Origin of the sequence: Micromonospora sp. NPDC047740 (assembly GCF_043204735.1) — a bacterium.
Classification (GTDB): domain Bacteria; phylum Actinomycetota; class Actinomycetes; order Mycobacteriales; family Micromonosporaceae; genus Micromonospora.
Genome location: NZ_JBIDCT010000027.1, coordinates 16,358 through 41,469 on the forward strand (window position 1 = coordinate 16,358; position 25,112 = coordinate 41,469).

The window sequence follows — 25,112 nt, forward strand, 5'->3', positions numbered from 1 at the left end:
CGCCGATCGACCTCCGAGGAGGACCGATGAGCACGGGCAGCCTGGCCCAGGCGGAGGCCGAGCACCGTGCCGCCCTGCTGTCGGTGCGGCACTATGAGATAACCGTCGACTTCACCGACCTGCCCACCGGGCCGGCGGTGCGGTGCGTGTCCACCGTGGCGTTCACCTGCGCCGAGCCGGGGGCGGAGACGTTCGTCGACTGCGCCGCCCGGGTGCTGGCCGGCACGCTGAACGGCGAACCACTGCCGCCGGCGGCCGACGGCCGGATCCCGCTGCCCGCCCTCGCCGCGGAGAACACCCTGCGCGTGGAGACCGTGCAGGCCGACACGACCGACGGCGCCGGGGTGCACAAGGTCGTCGATCCGGCTGACGGCGAGGTGTATGTGTGGATGACCTTCGAGCCCGACGCGGCGCACCGGGTCTGGGCCTGCTTCGACCAGCCCGACCTGAAGGCCCCGCACACGTTCGCCGTCATCGCGCCCGCCGCCTGGGTCGTCACCAGCAACAGCGGCGATCCGAAGGTGGAGACCCTGGACGGCGTGCGGCGCTGGACCTTTCCCGCCACGCCACCGCTGTCGCCGTACAACACGGTGGTCAACGCGGGCCCGCTGCACGAGATCCGCCGCGAAGCCGCCGGTCACGACCTCGGCATCTTCGCCCGCCGCTCGCTGGCTGCGGTCCTCGAACGCGACGCCGACGAGATCTTCACCGTCACCGCGCAGGGCCTGGCCTTCTTCGGTGACGTCTTCGGGATGCCGTTCCCGCAGCGCAAGTACGACCAGGTGTTCATGCCTGAGTTCGGCGGCGCGATGGAGAACTACGGGTGTGTCACCTGGTCCGACGCGGCGCTGCGGCGCGCCGCGCCCACCCCGGCCGAGCGTGAGGTGCTGGCCACCGTCCTGCTGCACGAGATGGCGCACATGTGGTTCGGCAACATCGTGACCATGCGCTGGTGGGACGACCTCTGGCTGAATGAGGCGTTCGCCGAGTTCGCGTGCTGCTGGGCGGCGTCGCGCGCCACCCGCTACACCGACGCGTGGGCGGGCCTGCTTGTTGGGGACAAGCTGTCGGCGTACCTGGCGGACCAGGGGCCGACGTCGCACCCGATCCGCCAGCCGGTGCCGGACGTCGCCGAGGCTGCGTCGATCTTCGATGCCATCACCTACCCCAAGGGTGCCGCGGTGCTCCGGCAGCTGGCGACATATGTCGGTGAGGAGAACTTCGTCACCGGCATGAAGGCCTACTTCGCCCGGCACGCCTGGGGCAACACCACGCTGCAGGACCTGATCGACGCGCTCGCCGCGGCCTCGGGCCGGGACCTGGACCGGTGGCGAGCCGGCTGGCTGGACAGGGCCGGCACCGACCGGCTGACACTGGAGCCCGACGGCGCCGGCCTGGTGCTGGCCGGAGTCGGGCCGGACGGCCCGCCGCGACCGCAGGTCCTGGCGGTGGGCGCCTACACGCGCGGCGCGGCCGGGCTGGCGCGCACCGCGCTGGCCGAGGTCGACGTGCAGGGTCCGCGGACCCCGGTCGACCTGCCGGCCGGAGCCGACTTCTACCTGGTCAACGACGAGGACCTGACCTACGCCAGGACCCGGCCGGCGGGCGGGGCGGAGGCCCTGGTGGCGGCCGCCGGCGAGCTGCCCACCGCGGTGTCCCGGGGCGTCGTCGTCGCCATCTTGTGGGACATGCTGACCACCGGCGAGGCGACCCCGGAGCAAACGGTGCGCTGCCTCACCGCCGTGCTCGCGGTCGAGACGTCCGACGCGGTGATCGAGCCGTACCTCCGGCTGGCCGGCAACGCCGCCGAGCTGTGGGCGGGCGACGACCGGCGCGACGCGCTGCTGGCCGCGGTGGCCGAGGCGTGCCTGGCCCTCGCCGAGCAGCCCGGCCGCCGGCAGGTGGCGCTGCGCGGGCTGGCCCGGGTCGCCCGCGACCTCGACGAGGTGGCCCGGCTGCGGGAGCTGGCCGGCGACGACGTCCACCTGCACTGGCGCGCCCTCATCCGCACCGCCGAGCTCGGCGGTGCGACCGGGGACGCCGCGCGCGAGCTGCTCGCCCGCGATCCCGACCCGGACGCCCGGTACCAGGCGCTGGCGGTGCGCGCGGCGGCGCCCGACGCCGACGGGAAGGCCGCCGTCTGGCGGGCCATGGCGGTCGAGCGGACGGTGCCGATCGGCTCGCTCACCACGGTCACCACGGCGTTCTGGCGCCCCGGGCAGGACGCGCTGCTCGCCGAGTACGCCGACCGGTACCTGAAGGTCCTGCCCGAACTGGACCGCGCCGGGATGATCCCGGCGATGGCGTACTCCCAGCGGATGTTCCCGGTGTTCGGCATCGGCGCCGACTTCCCGGCCCGGGCCGAGGCGGCCGCCGAGGCGGCCGCGCCGGTCGTGCGCAAGGCGGTGCGGGAGCGCGCCGACGAGCTGCGCCGGATGCTGCGCTCCCGCACCTGAGCCGGTCAGCCGCCGGCGGAGGGCTGGCCCTCTGCGAGACGGTCCGCGTCCATGGCCCGGGCGAGGGTGGCGGGTCGCATGTCGGTCCAGGTCCGTTCGACGAAGTCGAGACTGTTCTGCCGGCTGTCCGCCGGGTGCACGCAGCGCCAGCCGGCGGGCACCTCCGCGGCGGCCGGCCAGAGCGAGTACTGCGCCTCGTCGTTGACCAGCACCAGGTATTCGCTGTCGTCGTTCTCGAACGGGTTCGTCGTCATCATCGCTCCTCGGGGATCAGCGGGCGCGTTTCAGCTCGGCGGCGATGACCGGGCCGATCTCGGTGAGCGGACCCTGGCGCATCATCGTGGTGTGGTGGCAGTCGATCGGGTACTCGTCGACGTTGCCGTCGACGTGCTCGTGCCAGGCGGCCGCCGCCCGGTCGCCGTCGCGGACCGCGGTGAGGTAGACGACGTTCCCGCGGAACCGCCCGGGCGGGGTCCGCTCGAGGATCCGCTGGGTGTGCAGGCCGCTTTCCACGAGCGCGTCCAGGTCCTCGCCGGTGGCGCCCACGTCGTCGCCGATGGCCAGCGTGATCGCCGCGCGGTCCGCGCTGCCGGCCCGCGGGACGGAGTCCAGCAGGGCGAGGAACCGGACCTGATCGCCGTCGCGCTGCAACCGGCAGGCGAGCGCGTGCGCGATGGTTCCGCCGGCCGACCAGCCCAGCAGGTGGTACGGGCCGGTGGGCTGGATCGCCCGAAGCTCGGCCAGGTAGTCGTCGACCAGCGCGTCCAGATCCTGCGGCGGGGAGCTGCGCCGAGCCTGCAGGCCGTACACGGGCCGGTCCGGCAGATAGGGCAGCAAGCCCGCGTAGCACCAGCTGAGCCCGGAGACCGGGTGCACGCAGAACAGCGCCGGCGCGGTACCGGTGGCCCGGATGGGCAGCAGCACGTCGGCCGCGGCGTCCGGCGGGGCGGCCTGGTCGAGCCGCTGCGCCAGCGCCTCGGGAGTCGGCGCGGCGAAGAGCGTACGCATGCCCAGGTCCACGCCCAGCGCCGAGCGGATGCGGCCCATCAGCTTGACCGCCAGCAGCGAGTGGCCGCCGAGTTCGAAGAAGCCGTCGCCGAGCCCGACGCGTTCAAGCCCGAGCGTCTCGGCGAACAGGCCGCACAGGGCCACCTCGCGAGCGGTCCGCGGGGCGCGGTCGGTCGTCGTGGCCTCGGGGGCTGGTAGCGCCTTCCGGTCGATCTTGCGGCTCGGGGTGACCGGGAAGGCGTCCAGTGCTACGAAGGCCGACGGGACCAGGTGGGCCGGCACGCGGTCGCGGAACCAGTCCCGCAGCTCGACCGGCTCCGGCGCCTCGGACTCCGGGATCAGGTACGCGACGAGGCGCGGGTCGCCCGGCCGGTCCTCGCGCACCACGGCCACGGCCTGCGCCACCTGGGGATGTTCGGTCAGGACGGCCTCGACCTCGCCGAGTTCGATCCGGAACCCGCGCAGCTTCACCTGGCCGTCCGCCCGGCCCAGGAACTCCAGGTTCCCGTTCCGCCAGCGCACCAGGTCGCCGGTGCGGTACATCCGATCGCCGGGACCGCCGAGCGGGTTCGCCACGAACCGTTCCGCGGTGACGCCCGGCCGGCGCAGGTAGCCCCGGGCGAGACCGGGACCCGCGAGGTACAGCTCGCCGGGGATGCCGGGTGGCACCGGCCGCAGCGCGGCGTCCAGCACGTAGAGGCGCATGTCCCGGACCGCCCGCCCGATGGGCGGGATGCCGGTCCCGGTGAGCGGGTCGCTGATCGTGGCGACGACGGTCGCCTCCGTGGGGCCGTAGGCGTTGACGAACGTGCGTCCGGACGACCACCGAGCCGCCAGGTCCGCCGGGCAGGCCTCGCCGCCGACCAGCACGGTGACCGTTGGCGGGAGGTCGCCCGGATCCAGCGCGGCCAGCGATGACGGCGGCAGGTTCAGGTGGGTGATGCCGCGCCGGGTCACCAGCTCGGCCAGCGCGGGACCGGGCAGCAGCTGCTCCGGCGGCGCCAGCACCAGCCGGGCCCCGGTCAGCAGCGCCAGGCACACGTCCCACACCGACGCGTCGAAACTCGGCGAGGCGAACTGCAGGACCGCGTCGCCGGGCCCGGCGCCGAACCGCTCCGCCTGGTGCGCGGCGAGCGCGGCCAGGCCGGAGTGCGAGACCACCGCGCCCTTCGGCCGGCCGGTCGAGCCGGACGTGTAGATCAGGTAGGCCGGGTTGCGCGGGTCCGGCCGGCGCACGGCGGTGTCCGGTGGGGCGGCCGGTGGGGCGGCGTCGAGCAGGATGACCGGGCAGTCGTGCGTGGGCAGCGCCGGTGCGATCGGCCCGGTGCTGACCAGCAGGACCGGCCGAGCGTCCTCCAGCAGGTAGGCGATCCGCTCGCCGGGGTACTCCGGGTCCACCGGCAGGTAGGCCGCGCCGGCCTTCTGCACGGCGAGGATCGCGGCGACCAGGCCGGCCGAGCGCGGCAGGGCCAGTGCGACCACGTCCTCCGGGCCGACGCCGCGCGCGGCGAACGTCCGGGCCAGCTCGTCGGCCCGCGCGTTCAGCTCGGCGTACGTCCAGGTGACCTCGTCGTCGGACACCGCGACGGCGTCCGGGTGCGCGGCGGCCGCCGCCTCGAACATCGCGGGGAACGTGCGCGGCTCCACCGGCGTGCCGGTCCCGGCCGGCAGCACCGCCCGCCGCTCGGCGGCCGAGAGCAGCTCGTACGTGCTGATCGGCGTGTCCGGGTCGGCGGTGGCCGCGGTCAGCACCCGGATGAACCGGTCGGCCAGCGCCGCCGCGGTGGACGCGTCGAACAGGTCCGCCCGGTAGACCAGGGCGCCCTCGATGCCGTCGCCGTCCTCGCTCAGGTTGACGGTGAGGTCGAACTTCGCGCCCACGTCGTCGACCGGCTCTGGTGCGGCGCGCAGGCCCGGCAGGTCGAGTTCGGGTTCGGCGGTGTTCTGCAGAACCAGCGCCACCTGGAAGAGCGGATGGCCGGCCAGCGACCGGGGCGGGTTGAGGATCTCGACGAGGCGTTCGAACGGCAGGTCCTGATGGGCCAGCGCGGCCAGGTCGCGGTCCTTCACCCGGGCCAGCAGGCGCCGGAACGTGGGATCGCCGGAGGTGTCGGTGCGCAGCACGATCGTGTTGACGAAGAACCCGACCAGGTCGTCGAGGGCGTCGTCGTGGCGGCCGGCCACGACCGAGCCGATCGGCAGGTCCGTGCCGGCGCCGCAGCGGGTCAGCAGCGTGGCCAGCCCGGCCTGGAGCGCCATGAACAGCGTGCAGCCCTGCTCCTGGGCGAGTCCCGCCAGCCTCCGGTGCACGTCGGCGGGGATCCGGAAGTCGACCGCCCCGCCCCGTCCTTCGGCGGCGGCGCCGCGGGGCCGGTCCGTCGGGAGGTCGAGCAGCTCCGGGATGCCGTCGAGCGCGTCCCGCCAGAACGCGACCTGCCGGGCCAGGGTGCTCTCCGGGTCGGCCTCGTCGCCGAGCGCGTCCCGTTGCCAGAGCGTGTAGTCCGCGTACTGGACGGCCAGCGGCTCCCAGTCCGGGGCCGCGCCGGCCAGCCGGGCGCGGTAGGCGGTGCCGAGGTCCCGGGCCAGCGGCGCGAGGGACCAGCCGTCGCTCGCGATGTGGTGCAGCACCAGCAGCAGCACGTGTTCGTCGGCGGCGAGCCGGAACAGGTGCGCCCGCAGCGGCAGGGCCCCGCTCAGGTCGAAGCCGGTACCGCAGGCGGTGCTGACCGCCTGTTCCAGCTCCCCGGCCGCGACCTCGGTGACGATCAGCTCGGGCCGCGCCGTGGCGGCGTCGAGGACGACCTGGCGCGGTTCGCCGTCCACCTCGGGCAGCACGGTGCGCAGCGCCTCGTGCCGGCCGGTGACGTCCGCGAGGGCCTGCCGGAGCGCATTGGTGTCCAGCGTGCCGGTCAGCCGCAGCGCGAACGGCAGGTTGTAGGTCGAGTCCGAGCCGGTCAGCCGGTCCAGGAACCACAGCCGCTGCTGGGCGAAGGACAACGGCAGGACCTCCGGCCGTACGCGGGCGCGCAGTTCCGACCGCTCCCCGCCGCGGCCCGCCTCGGCGAGCTGGTCGGCGAGCCCGGCCACGGTCGGCGTTTCGAACAGCGCCCGTACCGGCAGGTCCGCGCCGAAGGCCGCGCGGATCCGGGTGATCAGCCGGGTGGCCAGCAGCGAGTGCCCGCCGAGGGCGAAGAAGTCGTCGTCGATGCCGACCGTCGGCACCCCGAGCAGGTCGGCGAACAGGCCGGCCAGGGCCCGCTCCGCCGGGGTGCGCGGCGCTCGGGAGGCCGCGGCGACGAAGACCGGCGCGGGTAGCTTCTTCTTGTCGACCTTGCCGTTGGTGTTCAGCGGGATCCGGTCGAGCGGCACCACGACGGCGGGCACCATGTAGTCCGGCAGCGACCGGGCGGCGAAGGCACGCAGTTCGGCCGGGTCGGGCGTGCCCTCCTCGGCCGGCACCACGTACGCGACCAGGCGCGGGTCGCCCGGCCGGTCCGCCCGGGCCACCACGACCGCCTGGGTCACCGCCGGGTGACCGGCGAGCACCGCCTCGATCTCGCCCGGCTCGATCCGGAATCCGCGGATCTTGACCTGGTCGTCGGTCCGGCCGAGGTATTCCAGGGTGCCGCCGGCCTGCCAGCGGACCAGGTCGCCGGTGCGGTACATCCGGGTACCGGGCGCGCCGAACGGGTCGGCGACGAACCGGGTCGCGGTGAGGCCGGGGCGGCCGAGGTAGCCGCGGGCCAGCCCGGCGCCGGCCAGGTACAGCTCACCGGCCACCCCGGGCGGCACCGGCTGCAGGTCCGGGCTCAGCACGTACGCCCGGGTGTTGGCCAGCGGGCGGCCGAGCGACACCGGCCGGCCGGCCGCGATCGGGCTGCCGAGGGTGTCCACCGTGCACTCGGTGGGTCCGTAGTAGTTGTAAGCGGCGGTCCGCGGTGCGGCGCCGATCTCCTCCCACAGCGCGGCGTCGATGGCCTCGCCGCCGATCGACACCATCGCCGGGGTGTGCCGGCCGTCGTCCTCGAGCAGCCCGGCGGCCAGCAGCGGCGCCGCGTACGAGGGGGTCACGTCGAGGAAGTCGATGCCGTGCTTCCCCACGTAACCGACGAGCGCCTCGGCGTCGGCGCGCAGCTCCTCGCCGATGACGTGCAGCGTGTGCCCGTCGGCCAGCCAGAGCAGCTCCTCCCAGGAGGTGTCGAAGGAGAACGAGGCGGTGATCGCCACCTGGACCGGGCGCCGCGCGGCCATCGGCGCGAACAGCGTGGACCGGTGCTCGTGGTACAGGTTCACCACGCTCCGGTGCTCCACGACGACCGCCTTGGGCCGGCCGGTGGAGCCGGAGGTGTAGATCAGGTAGGCCGGGTGCCGCGGGTGCAGCGGCCGGACCCGCTCGTCGGGGTCGACGTCGTGGTCGGCGAAGCCGGCCAGCAGCTCCTCATCGAGCTCGGTGAGCACCAGGGCGGGCGCCGCGTCCTCGAGCATCGCGGCGGCCCGGTCGCGGGGCATGGCCGGGTCGATCGGTAGGTAGGCCGCACCGGCCTTGAGCACGCCGAGGATCGCCACCACCACGTCGGTGGTGCGGGGCAGGATCAGCGCGACCCGGTCCTCCGGGCCGACCCCGGCCGCGATCAGGTAGCGGGCCAGCCGGTTCGCGCGGGCGTGGAGTTCGGCGTGGGTGAGCCGGCCGTCCCGGCCCACCACGGCGAGCTGGTCCGGCGTGCGGCGGGCGGTCCGCTCGAACAACTCCGGCACGGTCACCGGCTCGATCGCGCGGCCGGTGTCGTTCCACTCGTCGAGGACCTGCCGCCGCTCCGCGTCGTCGAGCAGCTCGCAGCTGCCCAGCTCGGCGTCCGGGTCGGCGGCCAGCCCGGTCAGCAACGTCTCGAAGTGGCGCAGCAGCCGGTCGGCGGTGGCGGCGTCGAACAGGTCGCTGTTGTACTCCAGCCGGCACAGCAGGCCGTCGCCGCGCTGGTAGATGTCCAACGACAGATCGACCTGAGCGCTGCCGAGGCCGGGGTTCGGCCGGTCGCGCACCTCGATCCCGGTCAGGTCGAGCGGGTTGTCGTTGAGGTTCAGCAGGTTGAACATCACCTGGAAGAGCGGGTTGCGGCTGGGGTCGCGGGGCGGGTTCAGCTCCTCGACCAGCCGCTCGAACGGCACCTCCTGGTGCGCGAACGCGCCCATCGCGGTCTGGCGGACCCGCGCCAGCAGGCCGGCGAAGGACAGCCGGCGGTCGACCTCGGTGCGCAGCACCAGCGTGTTGACGAAGAAGCCGATCATCCGCTCGAGCTCGACCTCGGTGCGCCCGGCGACCGGCGTGCCGACGCAGATGTCGGTGGCGCCGGTGTAGCGGTGCAGCAGCGCCTGGAAGCCGCCGAGCAGGGTCATGTAGAGCGTGGCGTCGTGCTTGCGGCCGAGCCGTTCCAGGTCGGCCCGCAGGCCGGCGGGGAGCCAGCGGTCCGCGATCGCGCCGTGGTTGGTCTGCACCCGGGGCCGCGGCCGGTCGGTGGGCAGTTCGAGACCCGCCGGCACGTCCGCGAGGCGGTCGGTCCAGTACGCCAGGTCGGCGTCGAGGATGGTGGCGAGGCGGTCGCGCTGCCAGAGCGTGTAGTCGCCGTACTGGACGGGCAGTTCCGCCAGCGGTGACTCCCGGCCGGCCAGGAAGGCGTTGTACAGCTGGCCGAGCTCGTCGCAGAGGAGGTCCAGCGACCAGCCGTCGATGACGATGTGGTGCACGCAGATCGCGAGGATGTGCCGGTTCTCGCCGGTCCGGAAGACGGTCGCGCGCAGCAGCGGGCCGGTCGCGAGGTCGAAGGGCCGGCGCAGGTCGTCGGCCAGCCGCCGGTCCTGCTCCGCCTCGTCGGCGCCGGTGATGTCGACCAGCGGCAGGTCTACCGGCGCGGGCGGGAGCACCACCTGGACCGGTTCGCCGTCGCGCTCGGGCAGCACCGTCCGGAGCACCTGGTGCCGCCGGACCACCTCGGAGATCGCGTCGCGCAGTGTCTCGACCGCGAGCGCGCCGGCCAGGTCCAGGACGAGCGGGATGGCGTACGCGAGGTCGGCCCCGGACTGCTCGAGGAACCACAGGCGCCGCTGCATGAACGCGGCCGGCAGCGGCTCGTCCGACTCCGGCCGGGGGACGATCGCCTGCCGCCGGGCGGTGCCGGATCCACCGACCACCCGGGCGAGCCCGGCCACCGTCGGGTTGTCCAGCACCGCCTCGAGCGGGATCTCCGTCTCGAACCGCACCCGCAGCCGGGATGCCAGCTGGGTGGCGAGCAGCGAGTGCCCACCCAGCTCGAAGAAGTTGTCGTGGATCCCGATGCCGGTCAGTCCGAGCAACTCCCGCCACACCGCGGCGACCGCCTCCTCGGTCGCGTTGCGCGGCCCGTCCGCGAGGTCGTCGTCCTCCTCGGGCGCGTCGGCTGCGGCCGGCGGGTCCGGGTCGGTGGTGCGCGGCTCCTCGTCGAGGTGCCACCAGCGGCCGCCGCGCCACGCGTGCACCCCGCCGAGGGCGGCCGGCGCGTGCACCGGTGCGTCGCCGTGGTCGAGGTCGAACACCGTGATCGGCGCCGCCCGGCGCAGGCGCTCCACCAGGTCCGGCACCGGGCCCTCGCCGACCAGGCCGCTGCCGAGCAGCAGCAGCCGCACCCCCGCGGGGGCGGCCTGCTCGGCGAGCCGCGGCAGTCCGTCCAGGACCTCGGGGTCGTCCTCGACCGCCACCGCCACGGCGGGCGCGACCGCCCCCTCGGCCGTGGCCAGCGCGTCGGTCAGCGCAGCCGGCCGGATCGCGGCCGGGTCCGCGGCCATGGCGGCGACGAGCTCCGGCGCCCGCACCTGGCCGACCGTCACGATCATGTCGTGCTGCTGCACGGCACCCGGCGCGCCGGCCGCCCGGGGCCGGGCGCTCTCGCAGTCGATCCGCTCGAACGGGTGTGGCGGCAGCGCGCACCGGCGCGGCTCGTCCAGCAGATCTTCGATCGGGATCTCGAAGCCGCGCTCCCACAGCTTGCCGAGCGCGGCGAGCAGGCTCTCCTCCTCGTCGTCCTCGGCCCGCACGCGCACCGGCACGGCCAGGTGCCCGGCGGTCCAGGCCGGGTGCCCGAGCAGCATCCGGGTCATGGTCTGGCCGGGTCCCAGCTCGACGAAGACCCGGCACGAGCTGGCCAGCAGGGTGTCCACGCAGCCGGACAGCCGTACCGTGCTCGTCGCGTGGTCGGCCCAGTAGTCGCCGCGGCCGGTCGCCGCCGGGTCGGCCCAGTCGCCCGTGAGGTTGGACAGGTACGGCAGGGCGGGCGTCGTGTTCGGGATCTCCTCGAAGATCCGGCCGAGCCGCTCGGCGGCCGGCCGGATCGCCTCCGTGTGGTAGGCGCCGCCGAGGTCCAGCACCCGGTCGCCGACCCCGTCGGCCTGCAGCCGGTCGATCAGCTCGGTCGGGCCGGCCAGCACCGAGTACCGCGGCGCCTCGATCGCCACGGTCAGGCCCGGCCGGGCGGCCAGCAGGTCGCGTACCTCGTCTGGGGACGCGGACACGGCCAGCATCCGGCCCGGCTCGACGTCGCTGAGGATGCTGCCGCGCTCATGTACGAGCCGCAGCGCGTCCGAGGGGGTCCACAGCCCGGCGACGGCCGCGGCGACGACCTCGCCGGCGCTGTGGCCGAGCATGGCCTTCGGCTCGATGCCGTACGCCTGCAGTTGCCGGGCGAAGGAGAACCCGATGGCGAACAGGGCGAGCTGCTCGTTGCGCAGGCTGCGCAGCCAGTCCAGGCCGGCGTCCGGGCGCAGCACCGGGCAGAGGTCGATGTCGTACTGCTGGCGGCACTCGGTCGCGAGCGCGTCGAACGTCTCGCGGAAGACCGGCAGCCGGCGGTGTGCGGCGGCGCCGAAGCCGGAGCGCAGCACGCTGGTGCCGGGGAACAGGAACGCGGTGTCCCGCTCGTCGGTCGCGCGGGCGGGCGGCGGCCCGGAGCGCAGCGCCTCGGCCGCCTGGGCCCGGTCGGTGACCACCACGGCGCTGCGGTGCGGGAAGCGTCGCCGCCCCACGGCCAGGGTGAACGCGACGTCGTCCAGCGCGTCGTCGGTGGACTCCAGGTGCCCGGCGAGGTCGGCCCGCATCGTGCGGAGGGCCGCCGGCGTCGACCCGGACAGGCAGAACACCCGGGGCTTCGACCCGGCTGGCGCGGCCTGGCGCGAAGGCGGCGACTCCAGCACGACGTGCGCGTTGGTGCCGCCCACCCCGAAGGCGCTTACCCCGGCCAGGACCGGGCCCTCGGCGGGCAGCGGGGCGAGCTCGGCGGCGATCCGGAACGGGGAGGTGTCCAGCTCCAGGCCCGGGTTCGGCTCCCGGAAGTGCAGCGTGGGCACGACCTCCCGGTGCCTCAGCATGAGCGCCGTCTTGATCAGTCCGGCCGCGCCGGCCGCGGCGCCGGTGTGGCCGATGTTGCTCTTCACCGCGCCGAGCCGGCAGAACCCGACCCGGTCGGTGGACTCGCGGAACGCCGCGGTGAGCGCCGCCACCTCGATCGGGTCGCCCACCCGCGTCGCCGTGCCGTGCGCCTCCACGTACGCGATGTCGCCGGCCTCGACCCCGGCCTGCGCCTGGGCGAACTGGATCACGTCGCGCTGCCCGGCGAACGACGGCGCGCTGTAGCCGATCTTCGCGCCGCCGTCGTTGTTCAGCGCCGAACCACGGATCACCGCGACGATCCGGTCGCGGTCGGCGAGCGCGTCCTCGAGCCGCCGCAGCACCACCACGGCGACCCCGCTGCTGCCCACCGTGCCGCTGGCCGCGGCGTCGAACGGGCGGCAGTGGCCGTCCGCCGACTCGATGTAGCCCTCCTCGTACAGATAGCCGGTGACCTGTGGCAGCCAGAGCGAGGCGCCACCGGCGAGGGCGGCGTCGCACTCGAAGTTCAGCAGGCTCTGCGCCGCCTGGTGCACCGCCACCAGCGAGGTGGAGCAGGCGGTCTGCACGGTCATCGCCGGGCCCCGCAGGCCCAGCTTGTACGCGACCCGGGTGGCGAGGTAGTCCTTGTCGTAGCCGATCATCCGGGACAGGCCGTCCCCGCCGGAGCCCTGCAGCGCCGGGTTCATCATGTCGCAGCCCGCGTAGACGCCGATCCAGCCGCCGAACCGTTCGGGATCGATGCCCGCGTCGTCCAGCGCCACCGAAGCCGACTCCAGGAACACCCGCTGCTGCGGGTCCATGGCCGCCGCCTCGGCCGGGCTGTATCCGAAGAACCGGCGGTCGAAGCACTCGCCGCCCGCCAGCACGCCGCGCGCCGGCACGTACCGGGGGTGCCGGGCCAGCGCCGGGTCCACCCCCGCGGCGAGGAGTTCGGCGAGCTCGAACCGGCTGATGCCCTCGACCCCGGCGCGCAGGTTCCGCCAGTACTGCCCGACGTCCTCGGCCCCGGGGAGACGGCAGGCCAGCCCGACGATCGCGATCGCGTTGCTCTCGCTCATGCGTCCTCTCCATTCCTCGTCGCGCGGGCGGGCCGGGCCCGGCGGGCGCGCTGGGCGCGTTCGGCGCGGCCGCGGACGTCCGCCGTGGTCGACGGCTGGTCCGCGCCGGCGGCCAGCGACCGGGCCAGCGCGTGCACGGTCGGGTGCTCGAACAGGCGCCGGATGGGCAGGGTCAGCGCCAGCTCGCGTTCGAGCCGGGTGTGCAGGGTGCCGAGCAGCAGGGAGTTGCCGCCGAGGTCGAAGAAGTTGTCGTGGACGCCGACCTGCTCCAGGCCGAGCACCGCCGACCACACCGCGGCGATCCGCCGTTCGGTCTCGGACTCCGGCGCGGTCCACGCGGTCTCGCCGACCCGGTCCTCGCGGCGCGGCTTGGGCAGCGCGTCCGCGTCGAGCTTGCCGCGGTGGTTCAGCGGCAGCGCCGGCAGCCACACCACGGCGTTGGGGATCATGAACTCCGGCAGCCGGGATCTCAGCCGGGCCAGCACGGTGGCCGTGTCCGGGGTCGAACCGGCCGGCGCCACCAGGTAGGCGACCAGCGGCGCGGCTTCGCCCGGGAAACCGCGCACGACGGCCCGGTGGATCAGCGGATCCTGCAGCAGCTGCGCCTCGATCTCGGCCGGTTCGATCCGGTAGCCGCGGATCTTGAGCTGCCGGTCCAGCCGGCCCAGGTATTCCAGCGTGCCGTCCGGGAGCCAGCGGGCCCGGTCGCCGGTGCGGTAGATCCAGCCCGGCTCGCCGTCCGGGGTCCGGGCGGTGAACCGGTCGCGGGTCAGGTCGTCGCGGCCCCAGTAACCCTGCGCCACCGTCGCGCCGCCGACGAACAGCTCGCCCGGCATGCCGACCGGGCAGCGCTGGCCCGCCGCGTCCAGCACGTAGACGTGTACGCCGTCGACCGGCCGGCCCACGCAGTTCAGCACGGTCGCGGTGGCCGCGTCGAACACGTGGGTGGTGGTGATGTAGGTCTCGGTCGGCCCGTAGGCGTCGCAGATCCCGTACGGCGCGTCCGGCGGCACCGAGGTCAGCGGCGAGCCCGCGAAGAACAGCCAGCGCAGCGACGCCGGGCTGGTGCCCGCCGTCCACAGTGCCTCGGCCAACGGGGTCGGCGTGAAGAACATCGTCACGCCCTGCTCGTCCAGCCAGGACGCCAGCTCCGGCACCACGACCGGGCGCTCGTATGGCAGCAGTTCCGCGCCGCCGCAGAGCGCGGGCCAGATCTCGTACTCCGTCATGTCGAACGCCACGCTGTGGATCTGGCTGACCCGGTCGCCCGGCCCGACGCCGAAGGTGTCGGCGTGCCACCGGGTGACGTGCGCGAGGCTGCCGTGGCGGTAGGCGACGCCCTTCGGCTCGCCGGTGGTGCCCGAGGTGTAGAGCACGTACGCGGTGGTGCCGGGATCGGGCAGCGCCGCGGGCCCACCGCCGGGGTCCTCGGTCGCCTCGGCCACGTCGACGACCCGGGCGCCCGGCGGCACGGCACCGGCGATCGCTGCTGGGTCGTCGGTGACCACCGCGCACGCGCCGACGTCCGCGACGATGAACCGGATCCGCGCCTGCGGGTAGACCGGGTCGATCGGGCAGTAGCTGAAGCCGGCCTTCCACGCGGCCAGCATGGCCACCACGAGGTCCGCGCCGCGGGGCAGGACCAGCGCGACCACCGGGCGCGCGCCGGTGGCCAGCGGCCGCAGCGCCGCCGCCAGCGCGTCCGCCCGCCGGTCCAACTCGGCGTAGCTCAGCACGCCGCGGCCGGACCGGATCGCCGGCGCGTCCGGCTGGGCGGCACACCGTTCGGCGAACAGCGCCGGCACGGTGGTCGCCTCGCCGGCCGGGGCGGTCCGCTCGAACCCGGCGATCTCTGTCAGCTCGGGAGCGCCGAGCAGGTGGAGCGTGCCTACCGGCTGGTCCGCCACCTCGGCGAAGGACTCGACGAACCGGCCCAGCCAGGCGGCCATCCGCTCGGCCTCGCCGCCGGTCACCCGGTCGCCGCGGTACAGGATGGTGCCGCGCAGCCGGCCGTCGATCTCCTCGAAACCGACGGTGAGGCCGAACTTGGCGGCGTACCCGGCGCCCGCGTGGTCCAGCTCGATCGGGGTGAGCAGGGCGCCGCCGAGTGACGCGCCGGCCGGTCCGGCGGCGGTCGCGGCGAGCGTCACGTCCACGTACGGGGTCCAGCCCGGCCGCCGTGGTGGCCGCAGCCGGCTCACCACGTCCTCGAACGGCACCCGCTCCAGGTCGAACGCGCCCAGCACGGTCTCCCGCATGGCGAGCGCCAGGTCCAGCACGGTGGTGTCCGCGTCGCACTCGGACCGCAGCACGACGGTGTTGAGGCACGGCCCGAGCAGGTCGGGGAACTCGTCGCGGTTCGCCACCGGGCAGCCGAAGGTGACGTCCTCCTGCCCGGTCCACCGGTGCAGCAGCGCGGCGACCCCGGTGGCGGCCACCATGAACCAGGAGAGGCCGTGCGCGGAGCGGACCCGACGCAGCCGCTCCAGCGCCTCGGCGGCCAGCGGGATCGGCACCGAGCCGGGTGCCGCGGTGCGCAGCGGCGGGGTCAGGGCGGGGAAGGCCGGCGCGCCGGACAGCCGCCGCGTCCACTGTTCGAGGCCGTCCTGGCCGCCGGCGCTCTCCCGCTCCTCGGCCTGCGCCGCCGCGAAGTCGCGGAACTGCGGCCGCCCGGCCGGCAGCAGCTCGGCGAGCGGCGACCCCACCAGGCCGGTGAGCTGATCGAGGACCCGGCCGAGCCGGTCGGCCAGCCGCCGGGCGCGGGCCGCGGTGTGCCGGTCGCCACGGTACGACAGCACCGCGCTCAGCTTGCCGCCGTCCGTCACGAAGGTGACCGTGAGACCGAACTTCGTCTCGTGCTGCCAGCGGTCGAACGGCAGCGCGGTCATCGTCGCCGGGCCCAGCGGCTGCCCGGTGTGCGGCACCGAGACCAGGTTGAGCATGACGTCCAGGTACGGCGTACGGCCCGGCCGGCGCTGCGGGACGAGCCGGGACAGCACCGCCGGTAGCGGCACCGCCTGGTACTCGAAGGCGTCCAGCATGCTGTCCCGAACCTCGCCGAGCAGGTCGGCGAAGGTGGTGCCGGCTTTGGCCCGCGAGCGCAGCACCACGGTGTTCAGGCAGGGCCCGAGCACGTCGGCCAGCCCGTCGCCCTCCCGGTTGGCCATCGGCAGCCCGAAGGTGACGTCGTCGCCGCCGTGGGTGCGGTGCAGCCAGGCGGAGACCGCCGCCACGGCCACCATGTACCAGGAGACCCGGTACTCGTCGCACAGGGCGGCGGTGCGCTGGGCGAAGTCCGGGTCGAACGGGACCGGCACGGCGCCGTGCGGTTCCGGGCGCCGGGGCGGTGCGCCGAGGTCGAGCGCCTCGGGCGCGCCGGTGAGCTGGTCCACCCAGTACCCGATGCCGTCCGGGTCCTCGTCCCACTCGGCTTGGGCGAACTGGACCGGCGGCGGCAGCTCGCCGGTGGGCCGGCCGAGGGCGCGCGCGTAGAAGTGGCCGAGGTCGCGCTCGAGCACCGGTACCGACTGCGCGTCGAAGGCGATGTGGTGGAAGCAGAGCAGCAGCACGTGCTCGCCGGGCGCGGTGGCGAGCAGGTGGGCGCGCAGCAGCCGCCCGGACGCGAGGTCGAAGGCGGTCGTCGCCTCCCGGTCGGTCCGGCCGGCGAGATCCTCCGCGCTGGTGGTCAGCTCGGGCGCCCACGGTTCGGTGACCACCTGGTAGAGCCGCCCGTCGCGGTGGTGGAACGCGGTACGCAGGATCTCGTGCCGCTCGACCAGCGCGCCGAGCGCGGCCCGCAGCGCGGCCGGGTCCAGGTCGCCGGTGATCCGCCAGGCGAGCGGGACGTTGTAGGCCGGGCCGGTGGGGTCCATCTGCTCGGCCAGCCACATCTGCTCCTGCATGCTGGTCGCGGGCGTGCCCGCCGGAGCCGCCGTCGGCTGCTCGCCGGGTTGTTGACCGGCCAGCGAGTCCAGGTGGGCGGCGAGGTCGTCCAGCTTGGGCAGCCGGTACAGGTCGCGGACGGAGATCCGGATCCCGGTACGGGCGGCGATCGCCCCGGTGAGCCGGGGCACCAGCAGGGAGTGCCCACCCAGCTCGAAGAACGAGTCGTCGGCGCCGGGCGGCGGGCAGTCCAGCACCTCGGCGAAGACCTCGGCGAGCAGCCGCCCGGTCGGTGTCGACGGCTCCGCGCGCGGCGCGGACGGCAACTCGCCGCCCTGCGCCCGCAGCGCGTTCCGGTCCACCTTGCCGTTGCCGGTCAGCGGGAAGCGGTCCACGATCCGGAAGACCGACGGCACCATGTAACCGGGCAGCCGCGTGCCGAGGAAGGCGCGCAGGTCCGCGGCCGCCGGCGGCTCCCCGTCGCAGACCAGGTAGCCGGCCAGCGTGTCGACGCCGTCGAGCAGCACCACCGCGTCGGCGACGTCCGGACGTTCCCGCAGCATCGACTCGATCTCGCCCGGCTCCAGCCGGAACCCGTGCAGCTTGATCTGGTTGTCCACCCGGTTGAGGTATTCGAGCTGCCCGTCTGGCAGGGCGCGGACGAGGTCGCCGGTGCGGTAGATCGTGCCGCCGGCCGGGTCGGCGGGATCGGTGCGGAACCGCTCGGCGGTCAGCTCCGGGCGGCGCAGGTAGCCGGCCGCGACGCCGTCGCCGCCGATCCACAGTTCGCCGGGCTCGCCGGCCGGCACCGGCCGCATGCTGTCGTCGAGCACGTGCAGGCTGGTGTTGGTGACCGCCTGGCCGAGCGTGACCGGGCCGGTGGCCGGCACCAGGCTCGCGGTCGACCAGATGGTCGTCTCGGTGGGGCCGTAGAGGTTCCACACCGCCCGCGCGCGGCGGTACAGCTCGTCGGCGAGCGGGCGGGGCAGGGCCTCGCCGCCGCAGAGCACGGTCAGGTCCGCGTCGCCCGCCCAGCCGGCGGCCAGCAGCATCCGCCAGGTGGCCGGGGTCGCCTGCAGGTGGGTGGGCCGGGACCGGGCCAGGTGCCGGACGAGCAGGTCGCCGTCGCGGGCGACCTCGGCGGAGGCGACCTCGACCGTGCCGCCGGTGATCAGCGGGAGGAACAGCTCGAGGGCGGCGATGTCGAAGCAGACCGTGGTGAGGGCCAGCATCGTGTCCTGGTCGCCGAAGCCCGGCCGGATCGCCATGGACCGCAGCAGGTTCGCCAGGCCGCGGTGGGTGACCCGGACGCCCTTGGGCTTTCCGGTCGAGCCCGAGGTGTAGATGACGTATGCGATGTCGTCCCCGGTCACCGCGGCCGGGGCGGTGCTCGGCGCGGCGGCGAGCACCCTGTCCAGCAGGACCGTCTCGACGCCGGTCGCCGCGATCTCCGTGCCCGGCGGCTGGTCGGCGATGAGCAGGCCGGCCCGGGAGTCGTCCAGCATCCCGGCGATCCGCTCCGGCGGGTAGATCGGGTCGAGTGGCACGTACGCCGCGCCGGCGAGCAGCACGCCGAGCAGCGCCGGCACCAGATCGGCCGACCGGTCGACGTACACCCCGACGAGGTCGCCCCGGCCGAGGCCCCGGCCGGCGAGGTAGCCGGCCACGGCGTGCGCGCGGCGGCTGAGTTCGGCGTAGCTGAGGGCGGTGCCGTCGAAGACCAGCGCGGTGTCGTCCGGGGTGCGGGCCGCCTGGCCGAGGAAGAGCGTGGGCAGCGGGCGGGCCTCCTCGAGCCAGGCGTCCACCGCGTCCGCTGCGGTGCCCGCGTCCAGCTCGGCGGCGGCCGCGTCATAACAGTCCCGCAGCTCGCGCAGGAACAGCTGGGTCGAGGTGGCGTCCCACACCAGGTGGTGGGCGCAGAGGAAGAAGACCTGCCGCCGCTCGTCCAGTTCGGCGAGCCCGATGCGGAGCAGCCGGCCGCCGTCCAGATCGAACGGGCGGCGCGCCGAGTCGCGCAGCCACGCCGCGAGGCCGCCCTCCGCCGCGTCCCGCAGGTCGATCCGGTCGAGGACCGGCGTCCACGGGTCACCGATCTCCTGGTGGAGCCGGCCGTCCCGCTCGGCGAACGTGGTCCGCAGGATCTCGTGCCGTTCGATCAGTACGGCCACGGCCCGTTCCAGCGCCTCGGCCGACAGGCTGCCCTGCACCCGCCACGCGTACGGCACGTTGTAGAGCCCGTCGCCCGGCTCCAGCCGCTCGGCGAACCACATGCGCTCCTGGACGCTCGTCGCCGGCACGCTGGCAGTCGTCGTGCTCATACCCGTGTCCCCCGGAGGTCGTCCACGGCCGCGGCGAAGGCTTCGGCCGTGGGGTGGTCGAACAGCGTCCGCACGCTCAGCCGGATGCCGAGCTCGCGGCGCAGCCTGCCGACCACGCGCGTGGCGAGCAGCGAGTCGCCGCCCAGATGGAAGAAGTTGCCGGTGACGCCGATCTCGCCGGCGCCGAGCTGCTCGGCCCAGACACGGCAGACGGTCGCCTCGAGGTCGGTGCGCGGCGCCACCTCGGTGCCGTGATCGGCCCGTTCGGGCTCGGGCAGCCGGGCCCGGTCCACCTTGCCGCTGGCGTTGAGCGGGAACTGGTCGAGCAGCACGAAGTCGCTCGGCACCAGGTATCCGGGCAGTGTTCCGGCCAGCCGGTTCTGCAGCTCCGGCACGGACAGCTCGACGCCGGTGTCCGGAACCACGTAGGCGACCAGGCGCGGGCCGTCGTCGGCGCGGCGCACCATTACGAGGGCGGCGCGTACGCCGGGGCAGCCGGTCAGCCGTGCCTCGATCTCGCCCGGCTCGATCCGGTAGCCGCGGATCTTGACCTGGTCGTCGCTGCGGCCGAGGAACTCCAGTGTGCCGTCGGGCAGCCAGCGGACCAGGTCGCCGGTGCGGTACAGCAGGTCACCGGCCGGGCCGTACGGGGCGGGCACGAACCGTTCCGCGGTCAGCTCCGGTGCGCCCAGGTAGCCGTGCGCCAGGCCGAGGCCCGCGACGCAGAGTTCGCCCGGCACGCCGGCCGGCACCAGCCGCAGCTGGGGGTCGGTGACGTAGCAGCGGGTGCCGCGGATCGGCGTACCGATCGGCACCGAGACGGCGTCGTCCGGTACCGCGGTGATCAGGTGGGTGGTGCTGAAGGTGGTGTTCTCGGTCGGGCCGTAGCCGTTGAGCAGCCGCCGGGGCGCGTTCCCCGGGCACAGCACGGTGCGGATCACCGCGGGGTCGAGCGCCTCGCCGCCGACGATGACGGTACCGATGCCGGCCACCGCGTCCGGCACCTCGCCGACGGTGTGATTGAACAGCGAAGAGGTCATCCAGAGCACGGTGATGCCGTGCTCGCGCAGCGCGGCCGTTAGCGCCGCCGGCTCCACCACCGTCTCCTTGGGCAGGATGGTCAACTCGGCGCCGGTGAGCAGCGCGCCCCAGATTTCGAAGGTGGCGGCGTCGAACGAGATGCTGCTGCTGTGCGCGACCCGGTCGCCCGGTCCGATGTCGACGTAGTCGGTCTCGTGCACCAGCCGTACCACGGCGCGGTGCGGCACCCGGACGCCCTTGGGCCGGCCGGTCGAGCCGGAGGTGTACATGACGTACGCGAGATCCTCCGGCCCGGGCGCCGCCCCCGGCGTCCGGCCGCCGGCCGCGGGCAGGTCGTCCACCAGCACGCTCGGCCCTGTCCAGCCGGCGGTCCGGTCCGCGTACGCGGTGCCGGTCACCACCGCGGCGGCGCCGGCGTCGCGGAGCAGGTTGCCGAGCCACTCGGCCGGGTAGCCGGGGTCCAGGGGCAGGTAGTAGCCGCCGGTCTTCAGGATGCCCAGCAGCGCCGCCACCTGGTCGACCGACCGGTCCAGGCAGACACCGACGCAGGCCGGGGCGTCGAGCCCGGCCAGCGCGGCCGCGATCCGCTCGGCCCGCGCGTCCAGTTCGGCGTAGGTGAGCACCTCGGCACCGCACCGTACGGCCGGTGCGTCCGGCCGGAGCGCGACCTGCTCGGCGAACAGTTCGGGCACGGTCTTCGCCGGGGTGGGCGGCGGGGTGGTGGCGTTGCCCCAGGCCAGCAGCTGGGCCTCCTCGGCGGAGGTGAGCACCGGCAGCGCGGAGACCGGCCGGCCCGGGTCCGCGGCCGCGCCGGCCAGGATCCGCTCGAGGTGTGCCAGCAGCCGTTCCACCGTGGACCGGTCGAACAGGTCGCGGCGGTAGTCGACGTCCACCACCAGCTCGCCGTCCGCCTCGAACGCCATGACGTCGAGCTCGAACTTGACGACGCCGGGGTCGAAGACGAACTCGGTGACCGCCGAGCCGGGGATGCGCAGCGGCTCGGCGGGCGTGTTGAGGAACGACAGCACGACGTTGACCAGCGGCGGCCGGCTCAGGTCGCGGTCCGGCCCGGGCAGGTCGGCGAGCCGCTCGAACGGCAGGTCCTGGTTCTCCTGGGCCTGTAGGGCGGTCTCCCGCACCTGGGCGAGCAGCTCGCCGAAGCCCGGGTCGCCGGTGAGGTCGGTACGCAGCACGACCGTGTTGACGAAGAACCCGAGCAGGTCCTCGAACTCTGGGCGGTCGCGGTGCGCGAAGGCCGCGCCGACCATGATGTCGGTCTGCCCGGTGTGCCGCGCCAGCACCGCCGCCAGCCCGGCGGCCACGGCCGCGAACAGCGTGACGTCGTGTCGGGCGGCCATCTCGCGGACGGCGGCGAGCACCGGGGCGGGGATCCGGTGCCGTACGCGGGCGCCGTCCCAGCGCTGCACCGGGGGCCGGGGGCGGTCGGTGAGCAGGCCGAGCGGCTCGCACCCGGACAGCCGGTCCCGCCAGTACCGCAGCTGCCCGTCCAGCACATCCTCGTCGATCGTCTCGCGCTGCCACCGCGCGAAGTCGGTGTACTGCAGGGGTGGCTCGGGCAGCGGCGACCCGTAGTCAAGCAGGAACGCCTCATACAGCTCGGACACCTCGCGCAGCAGCAGCGAGAGCGTCCACTGGTCGGCCACCAGGTGGTGCAGGCAGACCAGCAGCACATGGTCGTCGTCGCCGATCCGGAACAGCTCGGCCCGCAGCAGCGGGCCGCGGCGCAGGTCGAACGGCCGCAGCACGTGGTCCCGGGCGAGCTCGGCCGCGCGGGTCAGTCGCTCCTGCGTCGACCCGCCGTCGACGGGCGTGACCGGCAGCTCGACCGGTTCGGGCGGCTGGATCCGGTGCACCGGCTGCCCGGCTGGCCCGTCGCCGACCACGGCCCGGACCACCTCGTGCCGGCGGGTCACCTCGGTCAGGGCCCGGGCGAGCAGCTCGGGCGCGAGCGGACCGCGGATACGGTGCGCGGACGGGATGTTGTAGCCGGTGGCGCCCGGGTGTAGCTGGTCGAGGAACCACAGCCGCTGCTGGGCGAACGACAGCGGGGCATCCATCAGCTGACCTCCTGCCGGTCGAGGGCGGTTGGGAAGGAGTTCTCCAGCCGGCCGGCGATCGCCGCGACGGTGGGCTCCTCGAGCAGCCGGCGTACCGGGACGCGGACCCCGAACCGCCGCATGATCCGGGTGGAGAGCTGGGCGAAGGTGAGCGAGTGGGCGCCGAGGGAGCGCAGGTCGTCGTCGCGGCCGACGCCCGCCCGGCCGAGCACCTCCTCCGCGAGGCCGGTCACCGCCTCCTCGGCGGGGGTCCGTGGCCCGGCGGCGGCCTGCCGCTCACCGCCCAGCCAGTGCGGTGGCGGCAGCGCGTTGCGGTCCACCTTGCCGACCGGGGTCAGCGGCAGCCGGTCCAGCAGCACGAACAGGTCCGGCATCTCGTGCGGGACGAACCGGGCGGCCAGCGCCTCCCGCAGCGCCCGCCGCAACTCCTCATCGCCCTGCTCGTCCGGTGCGTGGTTCGCCCGCACGGCCGGCACGGTGTCCGGGCCCGGCCAGGGCAGGCGGACGGGTTCGGGCACGGAGTCGTGCAGCCACACCGCGTCCAGCGCGCCGTCCGGCCGGCTGGCGGCCCAGCTGAGCCGCACTCGGTAGGGCAGGCCGACGGTGAGCGCGCGGAGGTCGATCAGCGCCGGCGCGCCGGCGGGCCGGGCCCGGTCGCGCAGCTCGCCGGCGGTCACCGGGCCCGCCATGTCCTGCCAGGCGGCGAACCGCGCCGACAGCTGCGCGTACGGGATCGACCGGACGCCGACCGCGCGCCGCTCGCCGGTCCGCAGCAGGTCCCGGATGCCGGCCAGGTCGACGTTGCCGCCCCAGTCCAGCCAGTCGAACTCCGGCGCCGGCGCCACCTCGCCGACCCGGATCAGCACGTCGAACCGGCCGGGATCGTCCCGGTCGTACCGCGGCACGATGTCCACCGACCCCCCTTCCAGGTCCGCGAAGACCGCGGGGTGGAGCGCCGGCGCCGGGTCGGCCCGCAGCCGGCCGTACGCCCGCCAGCGCAGCTCGTCCCCGGTCGTCGCGTCCGGAGCCGCCGCCAGTTCGGCCGCGCCGGCGGCGGCCGGCAGCAGCGGGAGCGACCGCACGCCGCTGACCAGCACGGTGCCGCCGGCGACGGTCTGCCGCATCGCCGCGGCGATCGTGGCGAGCAGGTCCTCGACCGAACGCAGCCGCGCCCCGTGGGCGTCGACGAGCACGACGTCGTAGTCCGCGCGGCCGCCCGCGATCAGGGAGTCCAGCCGGACGTGCGTGCCGCACACCCGGTCGAGCCCGGTCACGCCCGGTCCGATCTCGAGCAGTGCGCGGGGTGCCAGCGCCCGCACCGTGGCCACCGTGGTGGCGGCGTTTCCGGCGGATTCCGGCGGCGCCGACCAGCCCGTCCCGGTGGGCCGGCCGACCCGCTCGACGTAGGCGACCAGTTGCGTGGCCTGGCCGGACGGCCGGACGGCGGCCACCGCCACCTGCCGCACGTCCGTATGCCGCAGCAGGACCCGCTCGATCTCGTCGGGTTCGATGCGGTGCCCGCGGATCTTCACCTGACGGTCGATGCGGCCGAGGAACTCGAGCTGGCCGTCGGCGTTGCGGCGCGCGAGATCGCCGGTGCGGTAGGTGCGCACCGCCCCGTCCTCGCCGAAGCGCCGGGCGGTCAGCTCCGGCCGCCGCAGGTAGCCTCGGGCGACCCCGGTGCCGGCGACCACGATCTCGCCGGCCTCGCCCGGCGGCACCGGCTTGCCGTGCGGGTCGAGCAGGCGGACGCCCACCGCGCCGAGCGGGCGGCCGATCGGGATCGGCCCGTCCTCGGTGGCCGAGTCGGCCACGACGGCCGAGGTCACGTACACCGTGGTCTCGGTGGGGCCGTAGATGTTGATCAGGCGGAAGGGCAGTCCGGGCCGGGGGCGGCGCCGCAGCGCCTCGCCGCCGGTCACCAGGTAGCGCAGCGACAGCGTCTCCAGCTCGGGCTGGGCGAGCAGGATCTCGGCGAGGGCGGTGGTCAGGAAGCACACCGTGATCTCGTTGTCCCGCAGCGCCCGGACCAGCCGCTCGGGGTCGCCCCGGTCCTCGTCGGACATCGCGACGGCGTGCCCGCCCACGCTGAGTACCGGCCACAGGTCGAGGATCGACGCGTCGAAGCTCAGCGGAGCGGCGAGCGAGCCGCGGTCGGCCCCGGTCAGCCCGAGGGCCGCGACGTGCCAGCGGCACAGGTCGGTGATCCCGCCGTGCTCCAGCTGCACGCCCTTGGGTGCCCCGGTCGACGCCGAGGTGTACATCAGGTAGGCGAGATCGGCGGCCCGGGTGCGGCAGGCCGGTGCCGTGGCGGGGTTCGCGGCGATCAGCGTCGCGTCGGTGTGCGGGTCGACCACGGCGCACGTGCCGTCGGCGGGCGGGTCCTGCCCGGTGATCAGCACGCGGGCACCGCTGTCGTCGAGCATGTACCGCAGGCGGGCGGCGGGATAGCCGGTGTCCAGCGGAAGCGCGGCGCCGCCGGCCTTGAAGACGCCGAGCAGCGCCACGTAGTGGTCCAGACCGCGGTCCAGATGGATCGCGACGACCACGTCTCGGTCCACGCCGAGCCGGCGCAGGTGGTGGGCGAGTTGGTTGGCCCGCTCGTCCAGCTCACGGTAGGACAACGTGCCGTCGGCGCAGGTGACGGCGGGCGCCTCTGGTGTACGCCGGGCCCAGTGCGTGACCGCGTGGTGTATCGGGCGTCCCCCGCCGTCCGGCCGGCCCACGTTTGAGGATCCCCGCTCGTGCACACCGTTTCCTTCCCCCGGTTTTCGACTACCGGCTGAGCCTCGCGTCCTCCGTTCGGGTCTGTCGTCTTCCATCGTGCGCACGGTCCTCGCCCCGCAGCCCGGTGGAACAAA

At 74.8% G+C, this 25,112-nt stretch carries 6 protein-coding genes; 1 reads left to right on the forward strand and 5 read right to left on the reverse strand.

Annotation, left to right across the window (positions count from 1 at the left end):
* The first annotated feature begins 26 nt into the window (after nt 1–26).
* Nucleotides 27–2,456: an aminopeptidase N gene (gene pepN, locus ACGF4F_RS33705; protein WP_393084027.1), complete on the forward strand. Its 2,430-nt coding sequence runs from the start codon at nt 27–29 to the stop codon at nt 2,454–2,456.
* A 5-nt stretch (nt 2,457–2,461) separates the two neighbouring features.
* Here pepN and ACGF4F_RS33710 read toward each other — a convergent pair whose 3' ends face one another.
* From ACGF4F_RS33710 to ACGF4F_RS33730, 5 genes are read right to left on the reverse strand one after another with little or no spacing between them, the layout of a single operon-like run.
* Nucleotides 2,462–2,710 (reverse strand): MbtH family protein, encoded by a 249-nt coding sequence (locus ACGF4F_RS33710; RefSeq protein ID WP_393084030.1) that lies wholly within the window; start codon nt 2,708–2,710, stop codon nt 2,462–2,464.
* Nucleotides 2,711–2,726: 16 nt separating this feature from the next.
* Nucleotides 2,727–12,932 (reverse strand): amino acid adenylation domain-containing protein, encoded by a 10,206-nt coding sequence (locus ACGF4F_RS33715; RefSeq protein WP_393084033.1) that lies wholly within the window; start codon nt 12,930–12,932, stop codon nt 2,727–2,729.
* Nucleotides 12,929–19,132 carry an amino acid adenylation domain-containing protein gene (locus ACGF4F_RS33720; RefSeq protein ID WP_393084036.1) on the reverse strand — a complete coding sequence of 2,068 codons (6,204 nt, stop codon included), beginning with the start codon at nt 19,130–19,132 and terminating at the stop codon, nt 12,929–12,931. The genes ACGF4F_RS33715 and ACGF4F_RS33720 overlap by 4 nt, the downstream gene beginning before the upstream one ends.
* The gene (locus ACGF4F_RS33725) at nt 19,129–22,251 is read right to left on the reverse strand and encodes an amino acid adenylation domain-containing protein (protein WP_393084039.1); all 3,123 of its coding nucleotides are present in this window, start codon (nt 22,249–22,251) and stop codon (nt 19,129–19,131) included. The genes ACGF4F_RS33720 and ACGF4F_RS33725 overlap by 4 nt, the downstream gene beginning before the upstream one ends.
* The gene (locus tag ACGF4F_RS33730; protein WP_393084042.1) at nt 22,251–24,977 is read right to left on the reverse strand and encodes an amino acid adenylation domain-containing protein; all 2,727 of its coding nucleotides are present in this window, start codon (nt 24,975–24,977) and stop codon (nt 22,251–22,253) included. Before ACGF4F_RS33730 ends, ACGF4F_RS33725 begins: the two co-directional genes overlap by 1 nt.
* Nucleotides 24,978–25,112 lie beyond the last annotated feature (135 nt).